The sequence below is a fragment of the Syntrophomonas erecta subsp. sporosyntropha genome (assembly GCF_055395365.1).
This window is the reverse complement of the sequence record NZ_AP042459.1, coordinates 68,113-92,804: the sequence shown is the minus strand read 5'-3', so window position 1 is coordinate 92,804 and position 24,692 is coordinate 68,113. Positions and strand designations below refer to the sequence as shown.

Genomic DNA, 24,692 nt, shown 5'->3' with positions numbered 1-24,692 from the left:
TATAGATTTTAAAAGGGAATGGGGGTAACACATATTTATGAGTAGAAATCAACTTAACCTTCAGGATGCCTTCTTGAACCAGGTCCGGAAAGACAAGATACCGGTCACAATCTACCTGGTGAACGGGTTTCAAATAAAAGGCATAGTAAAGGGATTTGACAACTTTACAGTTATCGTAGAGATGGATCAAAAACAGCAACTTGTCTATAAACATGCCATTTCTACAGTGGCACCCATTAAATCAATTGGCCTGCTTAATCTAGATGCTAAAAACGAAGATGACTAACCCGGGGTTTACCCCGGGTTTTCCCTTGTATTATTAATTTTTAACCCATGAACAACAGCTTGTTTTTCCTATAGTAAATAAACCAGTTTTAGCCCGTAATAATTTTTAAATTTCCCTGGTTCGGGGATAGATTTTTACGGTTTCTCCTCCTGATCCTGTCACTAAAACCCGCACATACTCAGCTGCTTCGTAAGTAGATAGAGCTACTGCCTCACCAACATAACCATGCCGTTTTAAAGGTACCCAATTTCCCACATCAAAATAAGTAGCACCAGGTAGATGACTATAACTTACCTGAACCATTGCTTTAACATGACTAGAATCAGACTGGTTAGCTACTAAAAACGTGGCTTGTTTCCTGGCACCCAGAAAAACAGGAGTAGATGTGATGATAGGAACCTCAGGGCAGTCAGGTATAGTGATTTGTTCGACATCATAGCTATTAAGTATACCATCAACAAAGGAAACATGCAGCCTGGGCCAATCAAAGCTGTTCGTAAAATTAGTGCTGCGAAAAGCAACTAAACTGTTGATGTTTTCGTTGCCTATCAATATTAATCCGTTGTTGGGGATTGATCCATCATACCATCCTTTTACTAATTTGGTAACATAAATAAGCAATTTCCCCAGGGAGGTATCGCTTTTTACTATAATGCTGTTAACCGGTATATTATTATGATCCGGCTGGTTAGACCAGGAAATTAGATTTTTATTCCAACCAAACAACAAGTCGTGGATCTCTACCAAAAGTTCATGGGAAGATACCTCATTGCGATACATAGTTAGCTCTAATTCAGCTTTTTCAATAGTACTAGTTGAGGGCAGGTTGTCAAGATCAAATTGTAGAATTGACCGGTAGCCATCTCCAGGTTGCAAATAGCGACTAACAAATAATGCTGGCGTACCTCTAAAGTTAGATTCGGGATACCATTCAGCTATATATGTGTCCTGGATTGGTAAAAGAGTTATAGATGCCATTTATTCACCCTCCTTTTTCTTTTTCTTATATAAAATGCAAAACTAGGGCCAAAGTGTTCCTTTAGGTAGAAGATTTAGTAACCATATGGTAGCAATAAAAACAATAATTAGGATAAATACCTAAATGTAACAATTTTCTCTAATTTTGAATAATATAAGGCAAACACTAAAAGGTAATTAAGGAGGATGGTTTTATGTCTAATTACAAAATGGATCCACATTGTCCCCACGATCACCATGATGACCATTGTCGCCCCGTCCGTAATCAGGTTATTTTAAACTGTGGTACCGGATCAGGTGTGATCTTACCGTCTCATAGCGAAAGTCGCTCGCAACTATTTAATCCTTATGTTGTGGCTGTAGTAGCGTTAGACACCACCGGATTTAAAAATCCTACCGTAAAGCTGGATTTTTCCAGTATCATTACCTATAAGGAAGATAGCTATTATCCTAGTGATCTGCGCCTTACTTTCCAGCTTAGCAAGGTTTGCAATGGAGCAAAAGTCAGTCTGGGCACCTGGAACTTTGAAAGATTCATAAATGTAGAATCTTATTATGGTGGCTGGGCAGGTGCGGAAGACCAGAAAGTTGAACAAGCAAGTAGTAGTGGCGGTTACAGACGTGTTAAGGTTGAAACAGTAGATTCTTTTGGCTTTACCTGGTGTGAGTGTGAGGATTGCCCCGGATGTTGTCATTATATGGTGGAATTAATAAATGTGGAAAGCAAGAACGTGGATTTTGCAGCTGTAACTAATGCTATGATTAATGCTATGGCCGTTGGTCCCCAGTATTTTTAAATAACTGAATAGTTTAATTTAAATTCAAAGGACGCTTAATAATCTTGGCAAGACACTGATTTTAAAAAGGGGCGTTGTTTAGCCGGTTATATAATTTAAGAACTAGTTGTTATTAGAAAGTTGTTTTTGAAAGCACCAGGTCCCTCCGGAATGGAGGGACCTGGTGCTTAACATTATAGCAACAGTTTCATTATGGAATATGGTATCACCACTTTTATCTGTTTATCATATAATAGCTTAGATTTAAGAAGTGTGGTGATCCGTATGGAAATATCCATGAAGTACATGGAAAGGGATAACGGTCAGAGGCGGGTATTAGCCGAGTTACCGTCTGGGTCTTTCTCAAATAGTGACTCATTTAAAGAATTAGAAAAGCTGGTGGGTTTACGTGAGGTTAAACGTATACTAGCCGAAGTAACCGCTTTTTCACTTATTCAAAATAAGCGTAGCGAATTACATCTAAGGGCCTGTCCCAATGTACTGCATATGGTTTTCAAAGGTAATCCAGGCACTGGTAAAACTACGGTGGCCCGTATTTTGGGTCGCATCTTTCAGGAAATAGACATCCTAAGCAAAGGCCATCTTGTCGAAGTGGAAAGGGCTGATTTGGTAGGAGAATACATCGGTCATACCGCCCAAAAATGCCGGGAGATGTTAAAAAAGTCACTAGGGGGGATCATGTTTATTGATGAAGCCTATACACTAGCCCAGGGGGGGGAAAAAGATTTCGGCAAGGAGGCTATAGCCACTATAGTCAAAGCTATGGAAGACCATCGTGAAAACCTGGTGATTATCCTGGCCGGGTATTCTTATGAAATGGACTCTTTTATGGGCTCCAATCCTGGGTTGCGTTCCCGGTTTCCTATCCATGTGGAATTTAAGGATTATGAAAGTGAAGAATTATTTCAGATCGCTCTACAGATGTATCTGGAAAGGGATTATGAACTAACTAATCGTGCCCGGTGGAAACTTAAGAGTCACCTAAATGAATTCGTTCGTAATCGTCACCCCCATAGTGGAAATGCTCGCTATGTGCGCAACCTGGTGGAAAAATCAATACGCTTGCAGGCCCTGCGTATTATTGACAACAACAACCTGCGCCGCCAAGATCTGATGGCAATAGAAGAAAGCGACTTACCGGACCCTGATATTTTTAAATATAAGTAGTATTTGGCTCCCTTATTATGGGGAGCTATTTTGTATTTACGGTAGATTATCCTAAGCCGCTTAAACTGGTACCGCAGAAATAGCCTGTGTAAAACCCTTGCCAGAGTAGATAATTCGGGGGAAAATAGTTATATTACATTTTAACATCTATCTTTACTGCAAATTAGCTTTCAATAGACCCATCAGTGTACTGTGTTAGAACCACTGTGGTCTTAAAATAGAACCATTATGGTCATAGCGAAAACCACACCTGTATAGTAAGGATATGCACTGTTTATCAGTGTAAATCTTATACGGGAGGTCGATATTATGACCCAGTATCGTGAAATCCTTAGGCTTAGTAGCCAGGGTATGAGCAAAAGAGGCATAGCCACTAGCTGTCATTGTTCACGTAATACCATTACTGCCGTCCTGGAACGGGCAGAACAACGTGGTATTTCGTGGCCGCTACCTTCAGACCGAACAGATGGCGAGTTACATCAGCTTCTATTTCCTGAAAAATGTGTTTCTTCTAGCCGGAAGATGCCGGATTGTGAGCGTATTCATAAGGAAATGGCTAAGAGTGGCGTAACACTTACCCTTCTATGGAATGAATATTGTGAGGAGTGCCATTTAAGCGGTGAGATCCCACTTATGTACAGTCAGTTTTGCAGATATTATCGACGCTACGCAAGTACAACAAAAGCTACCATGCGTATCCAACGTAAACCCGGTGAAATTATGGAGGTGGATTGGGCAGGAAAAACTGTATCCATCATTAACAATATTACCAGCGAAATTATTCCGGCTTATGTATTTGTTGCAGCACTTCCGTGCAGCCAGTTTGCATATGTGGAGGCATTTTTATCAATGGATATGGAGAGCTGGATTACAGCCCATATCCATGCTTATCAGTACTTTGGTGGCGTTACTAGAATCCTTGTACCCGACAACCTTAAGACAGGAGTTGATCGAGTTTCAGGACCTACGCCTACTATTAACCGAACCTATAACGAGATGGCAGAACACTATGGTACTGCTGTTATCCCAACCCGGGTGAAACACCCGAAAGATAAAAGTGTCGTAGAGGGGACAGTTGGGATCATCACCACCTGGATCATTGCTTCCCTAAGGAACCAGCAGTTTTTTTCATTAAGGGAATTGAATGAGGCCATCTTTATCAAACTAGACGAGTTTAATGAAAAACCATTTCAAAAGAAACCGGGAAGCAGGAAGAGTGCGTTCCTTGAAGAAGAGAAGGCTTTGCTTTTACCCCTACCCGCTTCCCCATACGAGTTAGCTACCTGGAAAAAAGCTATTGTACAGTATGATTATCTCATACATGTTGATAAAAACAAGTATTCGGTTCCATATGAATACATCAAACATGAGGTGGATATTCGTGTAACAAGTAAAGTCATTGAGGTTTTTTATCATAACCACCGTATAGCATCTCATGTCCGTATTTATGGGGAAGGAAACGATCCCGTAATATTACCGGAACATATGCCAGACAACCATAAACAGTATCTATCATGGAACGGCGAGCGCTTCATGGACTGGGCTAGAACTGTTGGTCCTAACACAGAGGCTGCCATGCAAGCTATCTTATCTTCACATAAAGTAGAACAGCAAGGATATCGTTCCTGTATGTCACTAATGAAACTGGCGGACAAATATTCTGTAAACAGAGTAGAATCCGCCTGTAGGAAGGCATTATCCTATACGCCTTGTCCGAATTTAAAGAGCATCCAGACTATCTTGAAAACCGGATAAGACAAACTGACAGAAGGAACAAACCCAATAGCTACTTCAAAGAAAAATACAGCAGAAAACTTCGGCTTTACCCGTGGTGCTGACTATTTTGGAGGTAAGAAGCATGATTAACCAAAGCACGATAACAAAACTCAATGAAATGCGACTGACGGCAATGGCAGATTCCTATAGAGACCAGCTATCTGATTCCAAATATCAGGAACTATCCTTTGAGGAACGCTTAGGGCTAATGGTAGACATTGAATGGTCAAGAAGAAAAACAAATAAGCTTGCCCGTTTAATCAAACAAGCGCAATTCCGTTTTCCCGAGGCATGTATGGAAGATATTGAATACCACCCGGACAGGAAATTGGACAAAACCCAGCTCTTACGCCTGGCTACCTGTAACTACATACAGGAAAAGCATAACATTATCATTATGGGTGCTGCTGGAAACGGAAAAACCTATATGGGGTGTGCTTTCGGTATAGCCGCCTGTAGAAATTATTATACTGTTAAATATGTTCGTCTTCCAGATTTGCTCAATGAATTAGCTGTTGCACGAGGTGAAGGGGTTTATCAAAAAGTCATGAAGCAGTACAAAAAAGTAAGCCTCCTGATTCTGGATGAATGGTTATTAAGGCCTTTACGAGAACCACAAGCCATGGATGTTCTGGAAATTGTGGAAGCCAGACATCAAACTGGATCGACTATTTTTTGCTCGCAGTTTGATCCCAGGGGATGGCACGAGAAAATAGGTGAAGATACTTTAGCCGATGCCATTTTGGATCGTATAGTTCATGATTCCTATACTATTCTTATTGATGGTGAAATATCAATGAGGGAACGTCATGGTCTAAAAGAATAAAACAATACTTGGAGCTGCCGTCTTTTGACGGCGGCTCTGAGAAAGACCAGAGTGGTTCTCTAAGATGAACAAGGTGGTTCTGATTTAGTACACTACTGGTTCTACCTCAAAATATTACTCACTTTACTAAAGATTAAAGGATGTGAACGATTCTTTGAATGCTCTAACAGTGATTAAGGAAGCGGAAAAAAACCTGCACGAATATTTTCAGGAATTAGAGGAGATCGCCTATCAGAACGGAATTAAGGTGCTTAAGGCTTTTCAAAACCACCGAGTTCGTGATACTCACTTTAATTCTACTACTGGTTATGGATATGGCGATATGGGGCGAGATACCCTGGAACAAATTTATGCTGAAGTTTTCGAGAGTGAGGATAGCCTGGTGCGCTCCAGGATTATCTCCGGGACCCATGCTATATCAGCCTGTTTATTTGGCCTACTTAATCCCGGGGATCGCTTAGTGTCCATTACGGGAAGTCCTTATGATACTTTAAGTAATATAATCGGATGCGGCGATGGGGCTGTAGGCGGTACTTTGATAAAGCGGGGGATACTATATGAAGAGGTGGCTCTGGACGCCCAAGGGCACCCGGAACGGGAAAACATTAAAGCCATCTTATCCAAAAAGGTTAAGATGGTGCTGATTCAGCGTTCCCGTGGGTATAGCCTGCGCCCTGCCCTTAGCCCGGAGGAGATTAAAGATTTAGTTCAATTAGTAAAAAAGCATTCTCCTTCAACCATTGTTATGGTTGATAATTGTTACGGTGAATTTACCGGCTTACTTGAACCCACCGGCGTAGGAGCTGATATCATGGCCGGTTCTTTAATAAAGAATCCGGGTGGGGGGGTGGCTGGTGGAGGAGGGTATATATGTGGAAAAACTCCTCTAGTGGAACAGGTGGCTGATTATCTGGTCGCTCCTGGATTGGGAAAAGAATTAGGACCTAGCCTGGGGCAGAACCGGCCCATGTATCAGGGATTTTTTCTGGCCCCCCATACGGTGTTACAGGCGCTAAAAGTAGCAGTTTTAGCGGCCTATGTATTTGGCCAGCATGGTTATGAGGTTTACCCGCGTTGGAGTGAACCCCGTAATGATATTGTTCAGACCATTGTGTTAGGATCGGGGCAGCAGATTAAAGACTATTGCCAGCTAGTTCAAAAAAATTCCCCGGTGGATAGTGATGTATATCTTGAATTTGCGGATATGCCAGGATACGCTGATAAAATTATCATGGCCGCCGGCACCTTTGTCCAGGGTTCCTCCATCGAACTATCCTGTGATGGACCCCTGCGCCCGCCTTATTGTGTATATATGCAGGGGGGACTTACTTATGAGCATGGGCGTTATGTTTTAGCCCAATTGGTAGAGCAAATAATCTTAAAAAATAATGAGTGAGGTGGACTTAGCGTATTATGAATGGTACAGTTCTGGCTATGGTAATCCTGGTTATCCTCATAGGCTTGGCAGGTACAGTATTACCCATGCTCCCTGGGATTCCACTAATTTTTATAGCTATTGCCGCTTATGGTTGGTATGAAGGATTTCAGTTAATATCGTCACGCTATCTGCTGGTATTAGGCGGGTTGACATTATTATCCCTGTTGTTTAACTATCTTTCAACGGTAATGGGAGCTAAATGGTTTGGCTCAGGAAAATATGGAGTATGGGGTGCGTTATTAGGAACTATAGCTGGGCTGTTCTTTTTTCCGCCGGTAGGAATTCTGGTTGGTCCCCTAGTAGGAGCATTTGCGGGTGAATACGTAGCCCAAAATGATCCCTACCGCGCTATGAGAGCCGCAGTAGGGGCTTTAATCGGTGTCTTTTCCGGGGTAGTTTTCAATGTTATCATTGGTATTGCTATGCTGGTATCGTTCCTGATTATAGTGTTCTGAATAGTCCCCTGATTGCTTGGTAGTAGGTAAATATGGTATCCTAGGGACGTTAGTTAGAGCGTTATTCTGGAGGGGTAATTTTGCATAAGGAATATATATTGAAGAAGGCAGCCGAAGAAAATGTTAAGTTTATTCGCCTGCAATTTACAGACATACTCGGGGTTATGAAAAGCATTTCTATTACTAGTGAACAGCTAGAAAAGGCTCTAGATGGCGAATTGATGTTTGATGGATCATCCATTGAAGGTTTTGTTCGCATTGAAGAATCGGATATGTATCTAAAACCTGACCCTAATTCTTTCCTGATTCTGCCTTGGAGTAGCCCTAATTCAAACAGTAAAACAGCACGCTTAATCTGTGACATTTATGATTCCAATAACCAACCTTTTGCAGGATCTCCTCGTTATGCCCTGCAGAAAGTACTGAAAGAAGCAGCCGAGCTTGGCTATACCATGTACGTAGGTCCTGAGCCGGAATTCTTTATGTTTCATGTCGATGAAAATGGAACCCCGACACTAGACACCAATGATAAGGCCGGCTATTTTGATCTGCCGCCGGTAGACCAGGGAGAGGAAGCTCGCCGGGACATGGTAGAGACCTTGCAAAGTATGGGTTTTGAAATAGAGGCGGCTCATCATGAAGCAGCTCCAGGACAGCATGAGATAGATTTTAAGTATAAAGATGCCATTACTACTGCTGATAGTATTGTCACTTTCCGTATTGTAGTCCGAACGGTAGCCAGGAAACACGGGTTGCATGCAACTTTTATGCCTAAACCTATCTACGGAATTGCAGGATCAGGAATGCATTTACATGTTTCCTTATTTAAGGAAGGTGAGAATATATTCTATGATCCCTCAGCTAAGGACGGGCTGAGTGACTCCTGCCGCTATTTTATGGCCGGGGTACTTAAACATGCCCGGGCCATATCGGCTATTACCAGTCCCACAGTAAATTCATACAAAAGGCTGGTACCTGGATATGAAGCACCCGTATATATTGCCTGGTCCTATCGTAACCGCAGTCCCCTGATAAGAATACCGGCCCGCCGGGGAATTGGAACGCGTATAGAATTACGTAATCCTGATCCAACCTGTAATCCCTATCTGGGTCTGGCGGTAATCCTAAAAGCAGGTCTGGAGGGAATTAAAAACAAGCTACAGCCACCTGCGGCTGTTGAGCAAAATATTTACGAAATGGATCTGGCTACTCGCAATCTCAAAGGTATTCATTCTTTACCGGAAAACCTCTACGAAGCAGTTAACGAGCTAAGCCGGGATAAACTAATTCAGGAAGCACTAGGGGACCATATTTATTCCCGTTTTGTTCTGGCAAAAATGAAGGAATGGGAAAGCTATAGTTCCCGGGTTTATGATTGGGAAATTGACCAATACCTGGAGAAATTCTAGGAAGCACGGGACTCCTTGCTTTCTTTCCCCATTTATTGACTCCAACCAAAAAGAAATAAAGGCATAAGCAACATAAATATTTCGATAGTCATGTTCCGCCTGGGAAACACTAGCTTGTCTAAGGTTCCGGGGTAAGGGACCGATTCACATCCATGTTCAACGACCTTAGTGATGAAAGGTAGTGGATATTAATGGCGCCCTGGGGAGAGACCGCTCACTCTTTTCCACTGCTAGGCCTTAAGAGGGTGTTTCAACCATGTGTCGTTTAACGGGCCCGGTATAATTATGTATTCAAACCAGCTGGTTTAGGGGCTTTCCCGGAGAAAATCAAACCATAAATGTTTATCTGATCGCAAAAGCTCCTGGATTAGGTAATAAACCTGCCAGGAGCTTTAATCAAATCATTCCAATATCTTTTTAACTAATCTTTCTCATCAATCCGGTTACTTTGCCTACTATCTGAATATGGGGAGCTATAATCGGTTCCATAGACGAATTTTCTGGTTTGAGTTCCACATAGCCATCCCGCAAATAGTAGCGTTTTACGGTGGCATCGTCATCAAGTAGAGCCACTATAATTTCACCATTGGAGGCGTCACTTTGCTGGCGTACAATCAGATAATCTCCATCCATAATACCAGCTTCTATCATACTTTCCCCTTTAACCCGTAATATAAAGTGGTTGCCGCTACCTACCAGGTCCTGGGGTACGGGCAGGTAAGTGTCAATATTTTGTTCAGCGAGAATGGGGGTTCCTGCCGCCACTTGACCTACTACCGGCAGTCTTAGGGCCTCCTCGGCTACAGACATATCGTTATCCACCGGTATTATGGCCCGGGGTTTAGCAGGATCTTTTCGTATAAAACCCTTTTCTTCCAACTGGATTAGATAGGAATGTACAGTTGAACTGGATTTTAATCCTACGGCCCGGCCGATTTCTCTCACTGATGGAGGGTAACCAACATTGCGTATTCTGTCTTTTATATAGTCGAGAATGGCTTGTTCTCTTTCATTAAGATGCTGGTTATCGGTCATATGCGGACCTCCCTAGATTTTTAACCAATTATAACATATTTGAGAAAGTATCCAAAACATATGTTCCTTTAAAAATCTAAAATATATTGCTATTGGTCCTTCCAAAAGACATCCGGGCCTACGTTTTCCAGACTGGCTAAAAATTTACGACGGGCGCCCGGATAGATTGCCTCGATATGGTTTAGCAAGGCTGAGATTTCCGTTCTTTTGGTGGTACCATCGGCCGGACAACGGTTTTCAACAATATTCCAGCCCATAGATTCCACTAGTAATTGAATAGCATGCTCCTCTACATAAACCAGGGGACGGACTACCGTGATGTCCATACGATCCAGATAGGTCTTAGGTTTAAATACCTGGAAGCGGCTTTCGTATAACATAGACATAAAAAGGGTATTTACTACATCGTTCAGGTGGTGTCCCAGAGCCACCTTGTTGCAGTAGAAACTTTTCGCGGTTCTATTTAAAGCCCCCCGACGCAGGTTTGCACATAGGGAACAAGGGTGCCTTTCCTGACGGGCATGGAACACAATCTCACCGATGTTAGTTGTTTCTATAGTCAGGGGCAGACCTAATTGAGAACAAAAGTCTTTAAGGCTATCAATCTCATTGTCCCAACCCAGGTCAATATAAATAGGATATAGCTCAAAATTAAGCGGGGTGTATTTTCGCAGCAGAAACAAGAGATAAAGCAGGGTAAAACTATCTTTACCACCAGACATCCCTACTGCTACCCGGTCCCCGTCTTCAATTAGCCGGTATTTCAGATTAGCATCCCGTACCTGCCGGAATATAATTTTTATGTGTCTTTTATTCATTAAAATTGTTTCCTTTTTAGATTAAAAGATGGACATACACTAATCATAACAAATCTAGTGATAATTCAAGTTAATGTGTAATTAGCCTGTACTTAAGGGGTTAGTTTTTAAACATAATGGATAAGCTGGCGAGGGCCAGGAAATAAGATGGTTTTAGGAATTAAGAGAGAGAACTACTTCTGTTTAGCAGTTCTCTCAAAAAATTAAATACCTGATAAATTATTAATCAGCCGCCAATTTCGGCTGGATTTTTTCCATAAAAGGGCTCTAATAGTTCAATAGGGTGTTTTACCTGGCAATTCCATTTGTGTCGGTTTACTCCGTGCTGCAACTGCATCATGCAGCTGGGGCAGCAGGTAGCTAGAATCTGGGCACCAGTCTCCATAGCACTATCCATTTTGCGGTCCAGTATTTTCATAGAGAGATCATAATGGGTAAGACTATAAGTTCCCGATCCACCACAACAGCGATTAGCTTCCGACATTTCCACCAATTCCACCCCGGGAATTCTATTTAATAATTCGCGGGGCTGCTTTTTAATCCCCTGAGCATTAGCCAGGTGACAAGGATCATGATAGGTTACCTTTACTTTATCAGCAGCCGGATCTTCAGGTACCTTAATATCCAGCACCTCCACCAGGAACTTGGTAAGATCCATAACCCGGTCCGAGAAGGCCATAGCCTGGTCTTCAATCTTCAATCCTCCCAGTAGAAACTGCATGTTTTTATGGGAAAGGGCTGCCGAACAGGAAGCACAATCAGTGACTATATAATCAAAGTCATAGGAATTAAATATTTTAACATTATGAGCAGCCAGTTTTCGTGCCGTATCCAGCTTTCCGTTGGCTATGTGAGGTTGTCCGCAACAGCGGGTTTCCTGAGGAACTATTACCTCACAACCGTTTCTGGTTAATACTGCAACCGTAGCTCGAGCCACATTAGGGTGGAGTAAATCTGTACCACAACCCAGAAAATATCCGACCCGGAATTTTTTCTGGCCCTGGGCCGGGTTTACCTCTTTTATCAGGCTGCGTCCTGAACGTCCTGGTACAGAAGTTAATATTTTTTCAGCCCGGGAAAGATCACCGGGTAATAGTTTGGTAAGACCAAGGTTACGGGCTAATTTTTGTAATCCTGTTTTTTGGGCCCCCCACATCAACCGGGTGGAAGTACGCAGCAACCCGGGACGGGTCCAGAGAGTATCAAAAACCAACTCTTTGGTGGTGGAAGGATTTTGCTCATATATATACGCACGTGCAGCAGCATTTAGTTCATGTACATCAATACCTGAGGGGCAGTTTGCACTACAGGTTTCACATAATAAACAGTTGGTAAGTCTTTCGTTGACCTTATTTTCAGGCTTGACTTTACCATCCCGTAACATCTGTACCATAAAAACCTGCCCCCGGGGAGCAGCCGTTTCATTTCGAATCTCCTCAAAAACCGGGCAGACACTGCGACATTTTCCGCAGCGTACGCATTTCATAATTTGATCCCGTACCGGAGGTATTTTCTTAAACTCCATGGAAGGGTCTCCTTTCTAATCTTAGAACAACTTCTCCGGATTCATGATCCCTTTGGGATCAAACACCTTTTTAATACCTTTCATATAATCAACCGCCAGGCCATGTTCTAATTCAGCATATTTGCGACGGACCGCACCCACCCCATGTTCTCCAGTGGTAGATCCCTGCAATTCAATGGCTAGTAAATGAATCTCGTCTACCAGTTTTAAAACCCTTTCTACTTCTTCCGGGTTTTCTGGATTTATAACTGGAGCAGTATGGACATTGCCATCTCCTATATGACCGTAATTGACTACCTTAATACCGTATTTTTCTCCTAGGGCACGTATGGATCTCAGAGTATCAGCAACTCGGGATAGGGGAACACTGATATCTTCTCCGGCAAATACCCGGCTACCATCGGGACGAACCCGGGCAGCGGCGGTAGCAGTAACACTTCTTCCTTCCCATAGCTGGGTCATCCTCTGGGGGTCAGTAGCCCATTCCACATTACGGGCCCGACGACCGGCAATTTCAGCAATCATCTTGCCTTCGTATTCCACGCTGGGGGGATTGCCATCCACTTCAAAAAGTAAAATTGCTTCCGCCTCAGGCAGGTTAATTTCCGGTTTAAACTGATTTACTGCTCCGATGGCAGAGCTGTCCAGGATCTCAATGCCTGAAGGAAGAATTCCTGCCTGGTATACATCCAAAACTGTAGCAGGGGCATCGTCTAAGTGATCAAAAACTGCCATGGCTATACCCCGGGCTTTGGGCTTGGGCCAGCAACGCAGGCGAATCCGAGTAATTATTCCCAGTACCCCTTCTGACCCTACCATCAGTTTGGTAAGATTAAGGCCAGACACATTTTTTATAACCCGGGCCTTTTTACCCCCGGTGTAAATAACATCCCCATTGGAGAGCACAACTTCTAATCCTAGGATGTATTGCTCGGTGCAGCCGTATTTTACTGCTCTTAATCCACTGGCATTATTAGCTACCATGCCTCCTATGGTACACATCTGGCTGCTGCCTGGATCAGGCGGGAAAAACAGGTTAAAAGCGGCCAATTCTTTATTTAAACGGGCATGAATCACCCCAGGCCGTACAATAACCTGCATATTGCTGGCATCAATTTCAACAATTTCATCCCAGTTAGATAAATCCAGAATAATGCCGCCCTTTAATGCGACACATCCCCCTGTCTCCCCGGTTCCAGCTCCACGGGGGACAACATTGATACTATTTTCAAAGGCGAAGCGCATTACCTTTTGTACATCTTCAGTAGAGCGCGGCAGAACAACTGCAGAAGGATTCCCCGGTTCCAGTTTAGTTAAAAAAGAACTATCGTAGGAGTAGTACATTAAGTCCAGGTCATCGACCAGCACTTTATCTTTCCCCAGAATTTTCACCAGTTCTTTTTTTATTTCAGCATTTTCCACGCTAGCTTCCCCCTTATTTACAGACTATCCTTTAAAACGATACTATAAATTCTCTGCTATTATAACATATAGGTAGAGAGGAGAATTATAAAATCCCAATGAATACGGTATAATTTAAGCATTGAGCAGCATATAAAACTAAAGCTACTCGTCTTTTCAGGTATTATTCTTCATATAAAGCAAATGTATAATTATACAGGGACTGTTCATAGTTGCCGGTATTTGTCCTTTTATTAGATAAATTACAGGCCTAATGATCTGGGAAGGACGTTTAAAAGGGTAAGGAGCAGCTAAATGTTACTATCTCAATATCTTTTGTAATTCGCTAACCGTTCGTTTTATAATCCTTGGCAACTTATTGTGGAATGATTGTTATAAGGGTACAGTTAGGTTTTGTTTAGCCAGCCTGGTAACTTAACAGCTAATTTTGCAGAAAGAGATTTTAAAAGGTGATTAATATGAGAGTTAATACTCCGTTCGGGAAAGATTTTATACAGTTTGAAATTCCGGATACGAATTACGCCGGTACACTTTCTTTACTAGGGCCAGCAAAAGAAAATCGCAGTAATGAACAAATGGTTAGCTTAGCTTTGTCTCATCCGGTAGGGACTCCGCGGCTAAAGGAGATAATCCGGTGCAAGCAGCCTAAGACTGCTGTAATTATTGTTAATGATATTACCAGACCTACTCCGTATAAAACCATGCTCCCACCGTTATTGCATGAGATGGAGGAAGCCGGAATTAAACCGGAAAATATCAAACTGGTAGTAGCTACCGGTATACATCGTCCCCACAGCTACCAGGAGAACCTGGCTATATTCGGTGCCGATGTCTGTTCCCGTTATAAAATCGAAAATCATGATTGTGATTCCCACTTGCTATCACTGGGACGGTTAAGTAATGGAATGGAACTGATTATAAATCAGACTGTGGCTGAAGCCGATTTACTAGTTACTACCGGACTGGTAGGTTTACATTATTTTGCTGGTTATTCCGGGGGACGGAAATCAATTTTACCCGGGGTGGCGGCCCGCTCTTTAATAGAGTTAAATCACAAAATGATGGATGACCCCCGGGCCTGCCTGGGTAATTATGAAGACAATCCGGTAAATACATTAATGCTGGAAGCTGCCCGGATGGTAGGAGTGGATTTTATTCTTAATGTAGTGACTAGTTCCCATGATAAAATTGTTTATGCTGCGGCTGGTGATCTGTATTATGCTTGGATGGAAGCGGTACGCTTTTGTGAAAAGATGAGTGTAGTATCTATAAAAGAGAAAGCAGACATTATTATTGCCGGCTGTGGGGGTTACCCTAAAGATATTAATATATACCAGGCTCAAAAGGCTTTGGATGCTGCTGCATTAGCGGTAAAAAAAGGGGGAACCATTATCCTGATTGCTGAATGCCCGGAAGGGCTAGGGGAGGATACCTTTGAAAAATGGGTAACCGAAGCCCGATCCCCTCAGGATATCAGGCAGCGTTTTCACCGTCATTTTGAATTAGGGGGGCATAAAGCCTACGCTATCTGCCGAACTCTTGAACAGGCTGATATACTTTTATACAGTTGTTTAAATCCGGCTATAGTGCGGAGTATATTCATGCAACCAGTAACAAATTTAGAAACTGCCATTAACCAGGCTTTAGAAAAACATGGGTCTGGTGCCTCTATATTATACATTCCTGAAGCACCTAAACTGGCTATAAAGGTCAGTGGAGAGAATATTTCATAAAGCCGGTTAATATATTACTAGCAGAGTTATTATGGAGAGAACACTTATGTACAATGGAATTAAAAAATTAATTAACAATGAAAAACTTTTATTTAATGAACCTATGAGCAATCATACTACTTTTAAAATCGGCGGACCGGTAGATGTCCTAGTATGCCCGTCAAGTGTAGCTGAATTACAAACAGTAGTGAACTATTGTCGCCAGCACAATATACCTTATTTTGTGTTTGGTCTGGGTAGTAATTTACTAGTATTAGATAAAGGCTTTAGGGGAGTTGCTATTAAGCTGGGAAATAACCTGAAAAGTTTATATATATCCGGTCATGAAATAGTAGCTGAAGCCGGTATTCGCCTGTCAGAATTAGCCCGAAAAGCAGCTGCTTATGAACTTAGTGGGCTGGAGTTTGCAGAAGGAATACCCGGCAGCCTAGGGGGAGCGGTAGTAATGAATGCCGGTGCTTATGGAGGCGAAATAAAGGATGTACTGGTACGAGTTTCAGCCGTAGACCAGGAGGGTAATCTTAAAACCTTTAATTCTTCAGATTTTATGATGGGATATCGGCAGAGCATTTTCCAGGAAAACGGCTGTATTATAGTGTCGGCCCTGCTGGAATTAAAGCCCGGTCAACGGGAAGAGATTCAATCTAAAATGAGAGATTTGGCTCGCCAGCGCCGGGAAAAACAACCCCTGGATCTGCCCAGTGCAGGCAGCACCTTTCGCCGGCCGCAAGGATATTATGTAGGACCAATGGTGGAAAAAATGGGATTAAAAGGCCATACTATAGGAGGTGCTCAGGTTTCCACCAAACACGCTGGATTTATTGTCAATACTGGTAATGCAACGGCTCACGATGTAGTAACCTTGATTACCCATATTCAAACCAGGGCCCGTGAGGAGTATGGGGTTGACCTGCAACCAGAATTAAAAATAATTGGGGAACAATAATGAACATGGGCCAGGAAGCGCGCTTCCTGGCCTATATTTAGTTTAAGGAGAAACGTTATAGATGAAGGTGGTTTTAAGCACTTTAAATGCCAGGTTTGTACATTCATCATTGGCACTAGCCTATCTTAAAGCATATTGTCATAATCCACACTGGCAAATTCATATCAGAGAATTTACTATAAATGATGAACTTAATTATGTACTTTCCGAACTATATAAGGAACACCCCCGGGTGGTTTGTTTTTCATGTTACATTTGGAATATTGAACTGGTGATGAAGCTGGTACGCGATTTACGTCAGGTTGATGGCGAGGTAATGATTGTTCTGGGGGGACCCGAAGTTTCATATGAAACCAGGTCATTTATGGAATTAAATCCGGAAGTAGATATAGTAGTGCGGGGAGAAGGAGAAGCAACGATGTTTTCCTTGTTTACCGCCTTATTTCATTCTCATTCTTTAAGTAATGTGGAGGGAATAACCTATCGTTATGGCGAAACTATTGTGGAGAATCCAGACCGACCCTTAATTGAGGATTTGGACACTATTCCTTTTACATATAATTTAGACAACCTCAATTATTATCGAAACCGCACCTTGTATTATGAAACTTCCAGGGGATGTCCATTCAATTGTGCTTACTGCCTTTCCTCTACTATTAAAGGAGTGCGCTTTTTTTCTTTGGAACGAGTCAAATCCGACCTGGCTTTTCTCATGCAACAAAAGGTTAAAGAAATCCGGTTTGTAGACCGAACCTTTAATTGTAATGAAAAACGTGCCCGTGAAATTATGGAATTTATCATCAGGCATAATATCTCGACCCGTTTTCATTTCGAGATGGGGGCCGATTTACTTTCCGAGGAAATGCTATCTTTTTTAGAAACAGTCCCGGCTGGAATTTTTGATCTGGAAATTGGTATCCAATCTACCTGCCCGGAAGCCCTGCAAGCGGTAAACCGCACTGCCGACTGGCAATCACTACAGCGCAATGTTAAAAGATTAGCTGTCAAAGGGAACCTTCACCTGCATGTAGACTTGATCGCTGGATTACCATATGAAAGCTATGAGCGTTTTGGACAGTCTTTTGATGATGTTTATGCTTTACAGGCCGATGTAATTCAATTGGGTTTTTTAAAATTATTAAAAGGTTCGTCTTTACGTGATGAGGCTGATAGACTGGAATATGCTTATCAAAGCCACCCTCCGTACCAGGTTCTTTCTTCTAACTGTCTGTCCTATGGCCAGCTTATCAAGTTAGTTCGTATAGAGGATTTGGTAGAACGGTATTATAACAGTGGTTTTTTCAAACACACTCTAAAGTATTTGACCAGAGTATGTTTCCAGCACGGTGCTTTTAAATTTTATGAAGAATTTGGGCACTATTGGGCATTACGGGATTTATTTAGTCACCATCACCAGAGAGCAACCGAATATACTATCTTAATACAGTTTATAGAATCCTATTACCCTCAATACAGTTTGTTGGTGGGCGAGGTGCTTAAACTGGATTATCTGACTAACCAGCGGTCAGTTAATCTACCCGAAGGAATGATTAGTTTCAATCCGGATGACTGGAATAAAAAACTTTATATATGGCTTAAGGACGAGCTTTTTTTACAGCAATTCCTGCCAGAGATGAAATCCTTAAGTCCGCGACAAATCAGGCGTAGAGTTCACCTTGAATATCTAAAAATAGATCCTGGCACTGGAGAGGAATTATCTCAACCTGAACCGGTGCTTTTCGTATATCCCCCCGGAGGGAGCCAGGCCTGTTCCACCATTAAATTACCTTTGTACTAGTGAGATCTGCATTTAGTTCATGAGTCTTAATATTTTAATTAAACTCCTTTTTCTGTTAGTATGTTCAGAATATAGTTTAAATAAGATTAAGTGTAAACATAGGGTTTGGAAATATGTTTTAGCCTTCGGTATACTTTTCCAATATTTAAGACGATACAATTAATAGAACCTTAATTGGTTATAAAAAAGTTATGAGGCGTTAGCAGTAAAGTTTCTGGGGCAGGGAGGTAAAGTAATTATGAAGATTTTTGTATTAATTGGACCACCGGCAGCAGGGAAATCAATCTTGATGGATTATTTGCTCCTACATGATAGTGATTTTATGACCCCGATCATATCTTTTACTACCCGTTCCCCGCGTCCCGACGAAAAAGAGGGTAAGAACTATTATTTCATTGACAGAAATAAGTATTTGCAATGGTGTATAAATGGAAGCATTCTGGAAGAGGTAAACTATCTGGATCAGATTTATGGATTGACCCATGAGGAAATTAGCCGGGTAAAGGAAACTGGTAAAAATGGAATCATTATCATGACCCTGGAGGGTTTAAGGATGCTTAAGGCCCGGCTGGGGGTGAGAAACATTGTGAGTATATATATATATCGCGATATGAAAGATATTATAAAAGCAATTGAAAGTGGGAATGAAGACCGGGAGAAAAAAGCAGCCCGCATCGAAAAGGCCTACCAGGAAGTGTTAGACATAAGTGCCAGTGACTACGTAATTTATAATATCGGATCCCTAGATGACGCTTACCGGCAGCTGTTAAGCATCATTCGTAAGGAAATAAATGCTCCTCCCTTCAACCTGGATATAAAGCCGGGACAGCGTTACCGACATTTTAAAGGCAATATTTATGAAATAATAACAATAGCCCTGCATACGGAAAATTACTGTCCCCTGGTAATCTACAAAGATTTGGAATCGGGACGGGATTATGCCCGGCCCTATGAAATATTTTGCGGCAAAAAAGAGCTAACAAAGGAAAACCGGATTGTAAATCGGTTTGAGTTAATCCGGGAAGAGGATGGTGCTGATAGTTAGATATGTTTGGCTCTTTTTTGTAACCAGTGGTGAATCTGTTTGATAAAAAACAATGAACTTATAAACCAGGCTATAGTTGCGATAACCAAAGATAGGCCCCACTGTTGTAAATAAATGAAACCCAGGACCGCAACTATTACGCAAACTGTACATCCCAGCATACCAGCTGTAGCTCCCAGGGCAATGTCAGCAGCCTGTTTTGATCCTTCAAAAACCCCAGCCATGATTACTGCTGCTATCATTACGGCCGGAAAAGCAGCAAAGACACCGGCAAAGGATTTCCAGGGAATAACCTGCAGAAAAATATAACAAGCCGCTACTGCGCCTCCGCCTAGTAAAAATCTGATTAATAGATCATCAAATGGAGAATTTTTCATTTAAATCACCGACTTCCATAATAAGTATATGCCTACGGAGGCTACTGACCATACTAGTAAAGCTAGTATTAGTCCCCGGCTCCAGCCTCGTTTATATATAAAGTAGCTGGCACACAGTGCACAGATAATATTAGCTACCATCCCCACCAGGGCTCCCTGGGAAATTTGGATGGATACTTCCATCAGTTTATCACCATGGTAATCAAGGGCCAGGCTGATAATAGCGGCCAGGTAAACAGCCGGAAAAGCTGCGAATATACCGCCTACCCGTCCTCCAAAGGCCCGGGCCAGTAAAGTAGAGGCTACTACTGCTCCTCCACCAAACAAAAAGCGTATTACTGCCGGGGCTAAACTTAAATCATACATATTACTCACCTTAATCCAAAAAAATTCAAACTTAATTATAACTCAACTTAAAGATTTTAGCAGAAAACCAGTCTAGTTGTTAATTAAGATAAGGAAAGCTACAATAAATAAAAACTGTAAGAAATCTCGTTTATACCGGTATGAAAACAAACGGGGAGGTAAACATGGAGAAAAAGCCTGTAGAATGGAAACGCTTGCTCAATGTTCATGATAATGATCAAAGCCAGGTAATCGAATCACTCCTGGCTTCCGAAAATATACCGGTACTTCGTAAAGAACAGGGAACTGGTAACTATCTTCGAATTTATATGGGATCTTCCCTAACCGGGGTTGATATTTATGTTCCCGATTCCTGTTACCAGCAAGCATTGGAATTATTAACCGGTGATGATGAATATCTGCCGTCTTCGGCATCTGAAGCAATAGATGTTTACCAGCCAGATTTCATAAAACGTAAAAAGACAGCCCGAATGATCATAGCTATAACTATAATAGCACCTGTTATAATAGGACTTATCTATATTATCGTTTCAAACCTGCTAAACCTGTTTCACCTGCTCTAGTCGATTAAAATATTAGGAGGATGACCTATGACTGATCCTAGAATAATAATTCTAGCTAACAATCTGATTAATTACTCCTGCGAAGTTCAACCGGGAGAAAAGGTATTAATTGAATCCATTGGGCTGGAGGCTCCCCTGGTCAAAGAATTAGTTAAAGCAGTTTATGCAGCTGGCGGTCTGCCTTTTGTAACCATTAAAGAGCGTTCCCTGGATCGGGTTTTGATACTGCAGGCCTCCGAAGAACAGCTTAAAATGATGGCTCACTACGAGGCAATACGTATGTCCGATATGGATGCCTACATAGGAATTCGCAGCGGCGATAATGCAGCTGAGTTTTCCGATATCCCGGCGGAAAAGATGGAGTTATACCAGAAGCTATTTCTACAGGAAGTACATATGAAGATCCGGGTACCCCGGACAAAATGGGTAATCCTGCGCTATCCATCTCCTTCTATGGCTCAACTAGCTAATACTAGTACGGAAAGTTTTGAGGACTTTTATTTTGAGGTCTGCAATCTGGATTATGCCCGTATGGCTAAGGCTATGAATCCTCTGGTGGAATTGATGAACCAGACTGACCAAGTTCACATTAAAGGTCCCGGTACTGATCTGCGTTTTTCCATTAAAGGGATTCCTGCGATCAAGTGTGCAGGAAAACAAAACATTCCCGATGGGGAAGTTTTCACGGCTCCAGTACGTGATTCAGTTAATGGCCATATTACCTACAATACACCGGCACTATATCAGGGAAAGGCCTTTGACCAGATATATCTGGAATTTAAAGATGGAAAGGTAATAAATGCCCGGGCCAACAACAGCGAGCAGCTTAACCGTATTCTGAATACCGATGAGGGAGCCCGTTATATAGGGGAATTTGCCATAGGGGTAAACCCCTATGTTATTAAACCTATGCGGGATACCTTGTTTGATGAGAAAATCAGTGGGTCCATTCACTTTACACCAGGAGATTCTTATGATGAATGTCCCAACGGAAACAAATCGGCTATTCACTGGGATCTGGTCCTGATTCAAACTCCAGACTATGGTGGAGGCGAAATTTATTTTGATAACCAGTTGATTCGCCAGGATGGACTATTTGTACTTCCTGAACTTAAACCGCTTAACCCTGAGAATCTTAAGTAGCAAAGGGCAGAGTACGAGGGTAACTAGGTAAATAGAGTAGGATAAGAACTTTGTTCAGACGATGGTACCCAGTAAATAGGGTGGTAATAAGGATGGCTCTGCTGTTCCCTTATTTCACCCTGTTTTAATTTTTGAGTAGCTCTCGCAGCAGGCTAAGTATTTTACCACAATGTAAATTAAGAACGAAGGGACGAAACGTTCCAGTACTTTCCATGCACCTCGCAGCGGGGTGCTTTTTCTGTATGCTTGGCATGTTGGTTGAACGGTATATGGAAAGTGTGCCAGGGTTGTATCTATATGAACAATTGCCTTTTCATCCTATTTTTTAGCCCATATTGTACGTGACAGTGTATTTAGTACAGCTTTTGGGGTATTTATGCCCCGGTGGTCTTTTATTCCGTATTTCTTGCAATATAGGTGACTATAGTCCATAATTGGTTGGGAAGAATATGCATTTTAGATGGGACATAGGTCCTCTGGAGGTGAGCTTATGTATAAAAGTAGCATATAAAATATTTGTCAGGTAGCTGACTAAATAATTGCTCCATTTGTTTCCCGATTGTTCATAAAAATAGGTTTTTACTAATCTTGTTATTATTTAATTTCAGTATAGGAAAGGAGCAATATAAATGAAATGGTTTGATAACTTAAAGATTAACTATAAAATGTTGATCATAATTAGTATACAGATTGTTTTTATGATGGCTATTACTTATGTGGGCTATAGTCGAATAAATATTTTAGATAGTTGCATTGATGACATGTATAACGGGAATCTGTTGCCAGTTAAATACAGTGAGGCCATGCGGGCTGAAAATCGTGCGATTGAAGGTGTGCTTTACCAGTTAATATTAGTCGCTGATCTTTCTGATCAGCAGCGTCAGGATCTAATTAAGCAAATTGATATTCACACTAAGGAATATGATGTTCTAAGCCAACGATTTGAAAAGGCAGGAATGGTAGACGTCAAAGAAAAAGATATCTACTCCCGCCTACAGGCCAACAGTCTCCAGTTTAGATCAGAGACAGAGAAGGCCGTCCAACTTTTAGAGTCGAGCAGTGGTGATTCCTTTACTTATTTTGTGGTCCATGCTAAACCATTATTGGATAAAGTTAATGCAGATTTGGAAGATTTGGCTGATTATAATACCCAGGAAGCAGATGAAATGAACCTCCAGGCGGTAGGGATAACCGCAGCAGCACAAAAATCGGTACTTTTTATGGTTTTAATATCCCTTATAATCAGTGGACTGGGGGGGATTCATCATATCCCGGCGGATTTCGGTCCCAGTGATTGCAGCTTCCCAACATGTTGGACTAATAGCTACCGGGGATTTTAGCATAGATATTCCCGTAAATTTAAAGGGGCGTCAAGATGAACTGGGTCTTCTGGGAGAATCAATGCAAGAACTAACCCTGAAACTGCGCACTACTATAGGAGAGGTTACTAATAATGCTGAGGAGGTGGCTGCCTCCAGTCAAGAATTAGCAGCATCAGGTGAAAATATAGCCTCTAGTATGCAGCAGGTATCAGCTTCAACCGAGGAGATAGCTACTGGGATAGAAGAGGTTTCCTCAGCATCTGAGGAGATAAACGCTTCCATACAGGATATTACTACAACATTAGGCCAAGTATCTGCAAAAGTTGAACAGGGATGCCAAGAATCACAGGAAATTCAACAGCGGGCTGAAACAGTACATTCAAAAATGGGAGAGTCGAGGGAATCGACTAAGCAGATTTATGAGAACATCCATACAAAAGTTATTCAGGCTATCGATCATGCTCAGGTGGTGGAACAGATTTCTGGCCTGGCCGAAAGTATCGCCGGCCTGGCCGATCAAACTAATTTGCTGGCGCTAAATGCCGCCATTGAAGCAGCCCGGGCCGGAGACCAGGGACGTGGGTTTGCCGTAGTTGCTGAAGAGGTTAGACAACTAGCGGAAGATTCTTCCCAGGCGGTAAATGCTATTCAAAATCTCACTCTTAAGGTTAAAGGGGTTCTCGATGATCTAATCTCTACCTGCCATGAATTATTGCGGTTTATTAATGAGGATGTTAATCAGGACTATGATTTTATGATGGACATAGGGGATCATTATAAAAAAGATAGTAATTTTATTACGGAAATGGCTGAAAATATTAACCATAGTATGGAAATTGTTACCCAATTAATGAGCCAAATAACCCAGGCAGTTGAAGTTACTGCAGCCAGTTTAGAGGAAGCCACGGCAGGTTCCCAGGAAATAGCTCAGGGAACTAGTGAAGTTACCTGTGCAGCGGTAGAACTTGGAGGTGCATCAGAACAGCTGGCTACTAATGCCGAACGGTTAAATAGCCTTATGCAGGAATTTAAACTATAGTATGTTTTAGACCATGACATAGTAAAAATTATTGCGGTCGCCAATCTGCCTGCAGATCGGCGGCTTTGAAAGAAATCCCGGTATGAAGACCTATGCCTTCTAACCGTAGAAATGATATGCCAATACCCACGGAATTGTGCTAAAACATAGAGAAATACGATGAAAAAATCCCTACCACCAGTAAAAAAGACTGGTGGTAGGGATTACTGTTGAAAAACAGACTTCCTGGGTATGCTGATGTACAAAGATGAGTTGATTGGTAAGTCTTAACTGATGTTTCACCAGGTGGGTTAACCAGCAGTCTTCAACGTAAGTAGTCCCTCCGGCGGTTACTAAAACAGATAGTGGCCAGGTAAGCGGTCATTATTAATGTTCTTTCATTCACCTAAAACACCCATATTATAGTCTATAATGTTCTTTCATTCACC

22 protein-coding genes and 1 pseudogene are annotated in these 24,692 nt (G+C 42.0%); 16 read left to right on the top strand and 7 right to left on the bottom strand.

Annotation, left to right across the window (positions count from 1 at the left end):
- Window positions 1-37: 37 nt before the first annotated feature.
- On the top strand, window positions 38-286 hold the full coding sequence (gene hfq, locus ACZ5Q0_RS00465) for an RNA chaperone Hfq (protein ID WP_446820081.1): 249 nt from the start codon (window positions 38-40) through the stop codon (window positions 284-286).
- 105 nt (window positions 287-391) lie between these two features.
- Here hfq and ACZ5Q0_RS00460 read toward each other — a convergent pair whose 3' ends face one another.
- Window positions 392-1,264, bottom strand: a complete 873-nt coding sequence (locus ACZ5Q0_RS00460) for a DNRLRE domain-containing protein (protein ID WP_447182631.1) — start codon at window positions 1,262-1,264, stop codon at window positions 392-394.
- A 194-nt stretch (window positions 1,265-1,458) separates the two neighbouring features.
- Here ACZ5Q0_RS00460 and ACZ5Q0_RS00455 point away from each other — a divergent pair, with 194 nt between their 5' ends.
- The 7 genes and pseudogenes from ACZ5Q0_RS00455 to glnA all read left to right on the top strand — a co-directional run bounded on the left by ACZ5Q0_RS00455 (window position 1,459) and on the right by glnA (window position 9,132).
- Window positions 1,459-2,061 carry a DUF4489 domain-containing protein gene (locus ACZ5Q0_RS00455; protein WP_446820083.1) on the top strand — a complete coding sequence of 201 codons (603 nt, stop codon included), beginning with the start codon at window positions 1,459-1,461 and terminating at the stop codon, window positions 2,059-2,061.
- A gap of 192 nt (window positions 2,062-2,253) precedes the next feature.
- The gene (locus tag ACZ5Q0_RS00450) at window positions 2,254-3,228 is read left to right on the top strand and encodes an AAA family ATPase (protein WP_447182630.1); all 975 of its coding nucleotides are present in this window, start codon (window positions 2,254-2,256) and stop codon (window positions 3,226-3,228) included.
- Between the two features lie 309 nt (window positions 3,229-3,537).
- Window positions 3,538-5,094 (top strand): annotated as a pseudogene (gene istA / locus ACZ5Q0_RS00445) (IS21 family transposase).
- A complete protein-coding gene (istB, locus tag ACZ5Q0_RS00440; RefSeq protein WP_446818376.1) occupies window positions 5,087-5,830 on the top strand; it encodes an IS21-like element helper ATPase IstB in 744 nt (247 codons plus the stop codon). Before istA ends, istB begins: the two are co-directional and overlap by 8 nt.
- Before the next feature lie 142 nt (window positions 5,831-5,972).
- Window positions 5,973-7,226, top strand: coding sequence for a methionine gamma-lyase family protein (locus ACZ5Q0_RS00435; protein WP_464827184.1), 1,254 nt, complete (start codon window positions 5,973-5,975; stop codon window positions 7,224-7,226).
- 17 nt (window positions 7,227-7,243) lie between these two features.
- Window positions 7,244-7,723, top strand: a complete 480-nt coding sequence (locus tag ACZ5Q0_RS00430; RefSeq protein WP_446820086.1) for a DUF456 domain-containing protein — start codon at window positions 7,244-7,246, stop codon at window positions 7,721-7,723.
- An 80-nt stretch (window positions 7,724-7,803) separates the two neighbouring features.
- Window positions 7,804-9,132: a type I glutamate--ammonia ligase gene (glnA, locus tag ACZ5Q0_RS00425; protein WP_446820087.1), complete on the top strand. Its 1,329-nt coding sequence runs from the start codon at window positions 7,804-7,806 to the stop codon at window positions 9,130-9,132.
- A 417-nt stretch (window positions 9,133-9,549) separates the two neighbouring features.
- Here glnA and lexA read toward each other — a convergent pair whose 3' ends face one another.
- From lexA to ACZ5Q0_RS00405, 4 genes are all read right to left on the bottom strand, one after another.
- The gene (gene lexA / locus ACZ5Q0_RS00420; protein WP_446820089.1) at window positions 9,550-10,167 is read right to left on the bottom strand and encodes a transcriptional repressor LexA; all 618 of its coding nucleotides are present in this window, start codon (window positions 10,165-10,167) and stop codon (window positions 9,550-9,552) included.
- Between the two features lie 89 nt (window positions 10,168-10,256).
- Window positions 10,257-10,985 (bottom strand): tRNA lysidine(34) synthetase, encoded by a 729-nt coding sequence (locus ACZ5Q0_RS00415; protein ID WP_446820090.1) that lies wholly within the window; start codon window positions 10,983-10,985, stop codon window positions 10,257-10,259.
- Window positions 10,986-11,211: 226 nt separating this feature from the next.
- A complete protein-coding gene (locus ACZ5Q0_RS00410; RefSeq protein ID WP_446820091.1) occupies window positions 11,212-12,510 on the bottom strand; it encodes a (Fe-S)-binding protein in 1,299 nt (432 codons plus the stop codon).
- 21 nt (window positions 12,511-12,531) lie between these two features.
- Window positions 12,532-13,932: an FAD-binding oxidoreductase gene (locus ACZ5Q0_RS00405; RefSeq protein WP_446820092.1), complete on the bottom strand. Its 1,401-nt coding sequence runs from the start codon at window positions 13,930-13,932 to the stop codon at window positions 12,532-12,534.
- 458 nt (window positions 13,933-14,390) lie between these two features.
- On the opposite strand from ACZ5Q0_RS00405, the gene larAH6 reads away from it, so the two are divergent.
- The 4 genes from larAH6 (at window position 14,391) to ACZ5Q0_RS00385 (ending at window position 19,454) form a co-directional block, all read left to right on the top strand.
- Window positions 14,391-15,665 (top strand): nickel-dependent malate racemase, LarAH6 family, encoded by a 1,275-nt coding sequence (larAH6, locus tag ACZ5Q0_RS00400; RefSeq protein ID WP_446820746.1) that lies wholly within the window; start codon window positions 14,391-14,393, stop codon window positions 15,663-15,665.
- A gap of 31 nt (window positions 15,666-15,696) precedes the next feature.
- Window positions 15,697-16,611, top strand: coding sequence for a UDP-N-acetylmuramate dehydrogenase (gene murB, locus ACZ5Q0_RS00395; protein ID WP_464827183.1), 915 nt, complete (start codon window positions 15,697-15,699; stop codon window positions 16,609-16,611).
- A 61-nt stretch (window positions 16,612-16,672) separates the two neighbouring features.
- Complete coding sequence (locus tag ACZ5Q0_RS00390; RefSeq protein ID WP_446820096.1) at window positions 16,673-18,409, top strand: B12-binding domain-containing radical SAM protein; 1,737 nt, start codon at window positions 16,673-16,675, stop codon at window positions 18,407-18,409.
- Window positions 18,410-18,647: 238 nt separating this feature from the next.
- Entirely contained in the window at window positions 18,648-19,454 is an 807-nt protein-coding gene (locus ACZ5Q0_RS00385) for a DUF1653 domain-containing protein (RefSeq protein ID WP_446820097.1), read from the top strand.
- Here the strand turns inward: ACZ5Q0_RS00385 and ACZ5Q0_RS00380 are convergent.
- Together ACZ5Q0_RS00380 and ACZ5Q0_RS00375 are read right to left on the bottom strand one after the other, a co-directional pair.
- Window positions 19,451-19,831 carry a DUF3147 family protein gene (locus ACZ5Q0_RS00380; RefSeq protein ID WP_446820099.1) on the bottom strand — a complete coding sequence of 127 codons (381 nt, stop codon included), beginning with the start codon at window positions 19,829-19,831 and terminating at the stop codon, window positions 19,451-19,453. The two genes, ACZ5Q0_RS00385 and ACZ5Q0_RS00380, sit on opposite strands and share 4 nt — an antisense overlap.
- Window positions 19,832-20,197 carry a DUF3147 family protein gene (locus ACZ5Q0_RS00375; RefSeq protein ID WP_446820100.1) on the bottom strand — a complete coding sequence of 122 codons (366 nt, stop codon included), beginning with the start codon at window positions 20,195-20,197 and terminating at the stop codon, window positions 19,832-19,834.
- Between the two features lie 164 nt (window positions 20,198-20,361).
- Here ACZ5Q0_RS00375 and ACZ5Q0_RS00370 point away from each other — a divergent pair, with 164 nt between their 5' ends.
- From ACZ5Q0_RS00370 to ACZ5Q0_RS00355, 4 genes are all read left to right on the top strand, one after another.
- Window positions 20,362-20,760, top strand: coding sequence for a putative signal transducing protein (locus tag ACZ5Q0_RS00370; RefSeq protein ID WP_446820102.1), 399 nt, complete (start codon window positions 20,362-20,364; stop codon window positions 20,758-20,760).
- A 27-nt stretch (window positions 20,761-20,787) separates the two neighbouring features.
- Window positions 20,788-21,903: an aminopeptidase gene (locus ACZ5Q0_RS00365; protein WP_446820104.1), complete on the top strand. Its 1,116-nt coding sequence runs from the start codon at window positions 20,788-20,790 to the stop codon at window positions 21,901-21,903.
- Between the two features lie 629 nt (window positions 21,904-22,532).
- Entirely contained in the window at window positions 22,533-23,243 is a 711-nt protein-coding gene (locus tag ACZ5Q0_RS00360) for an MCP four helix bundle domain-containing protein (protein WP_446820106.1), read from the top strand.
- Window positions 23,194-24,264, top strand: a complete 1,071-nt coding sequence (locus ACZ5Q0_RS00355) for a methyl-accepting chemotaxis protein (protein ID WP_446820107.1) — start codon at window positions 23,194-23,196, stop codon at window positions 24,262-24,264. The genes ACZ5Q0_RS00360 and ACZ5Q0_RS00355 overlap by 50 nt, the downstream gene beginning before the upstream one ends.
- Window positions 24,265-24,692 lie beyond the last annotated feature (428 nt).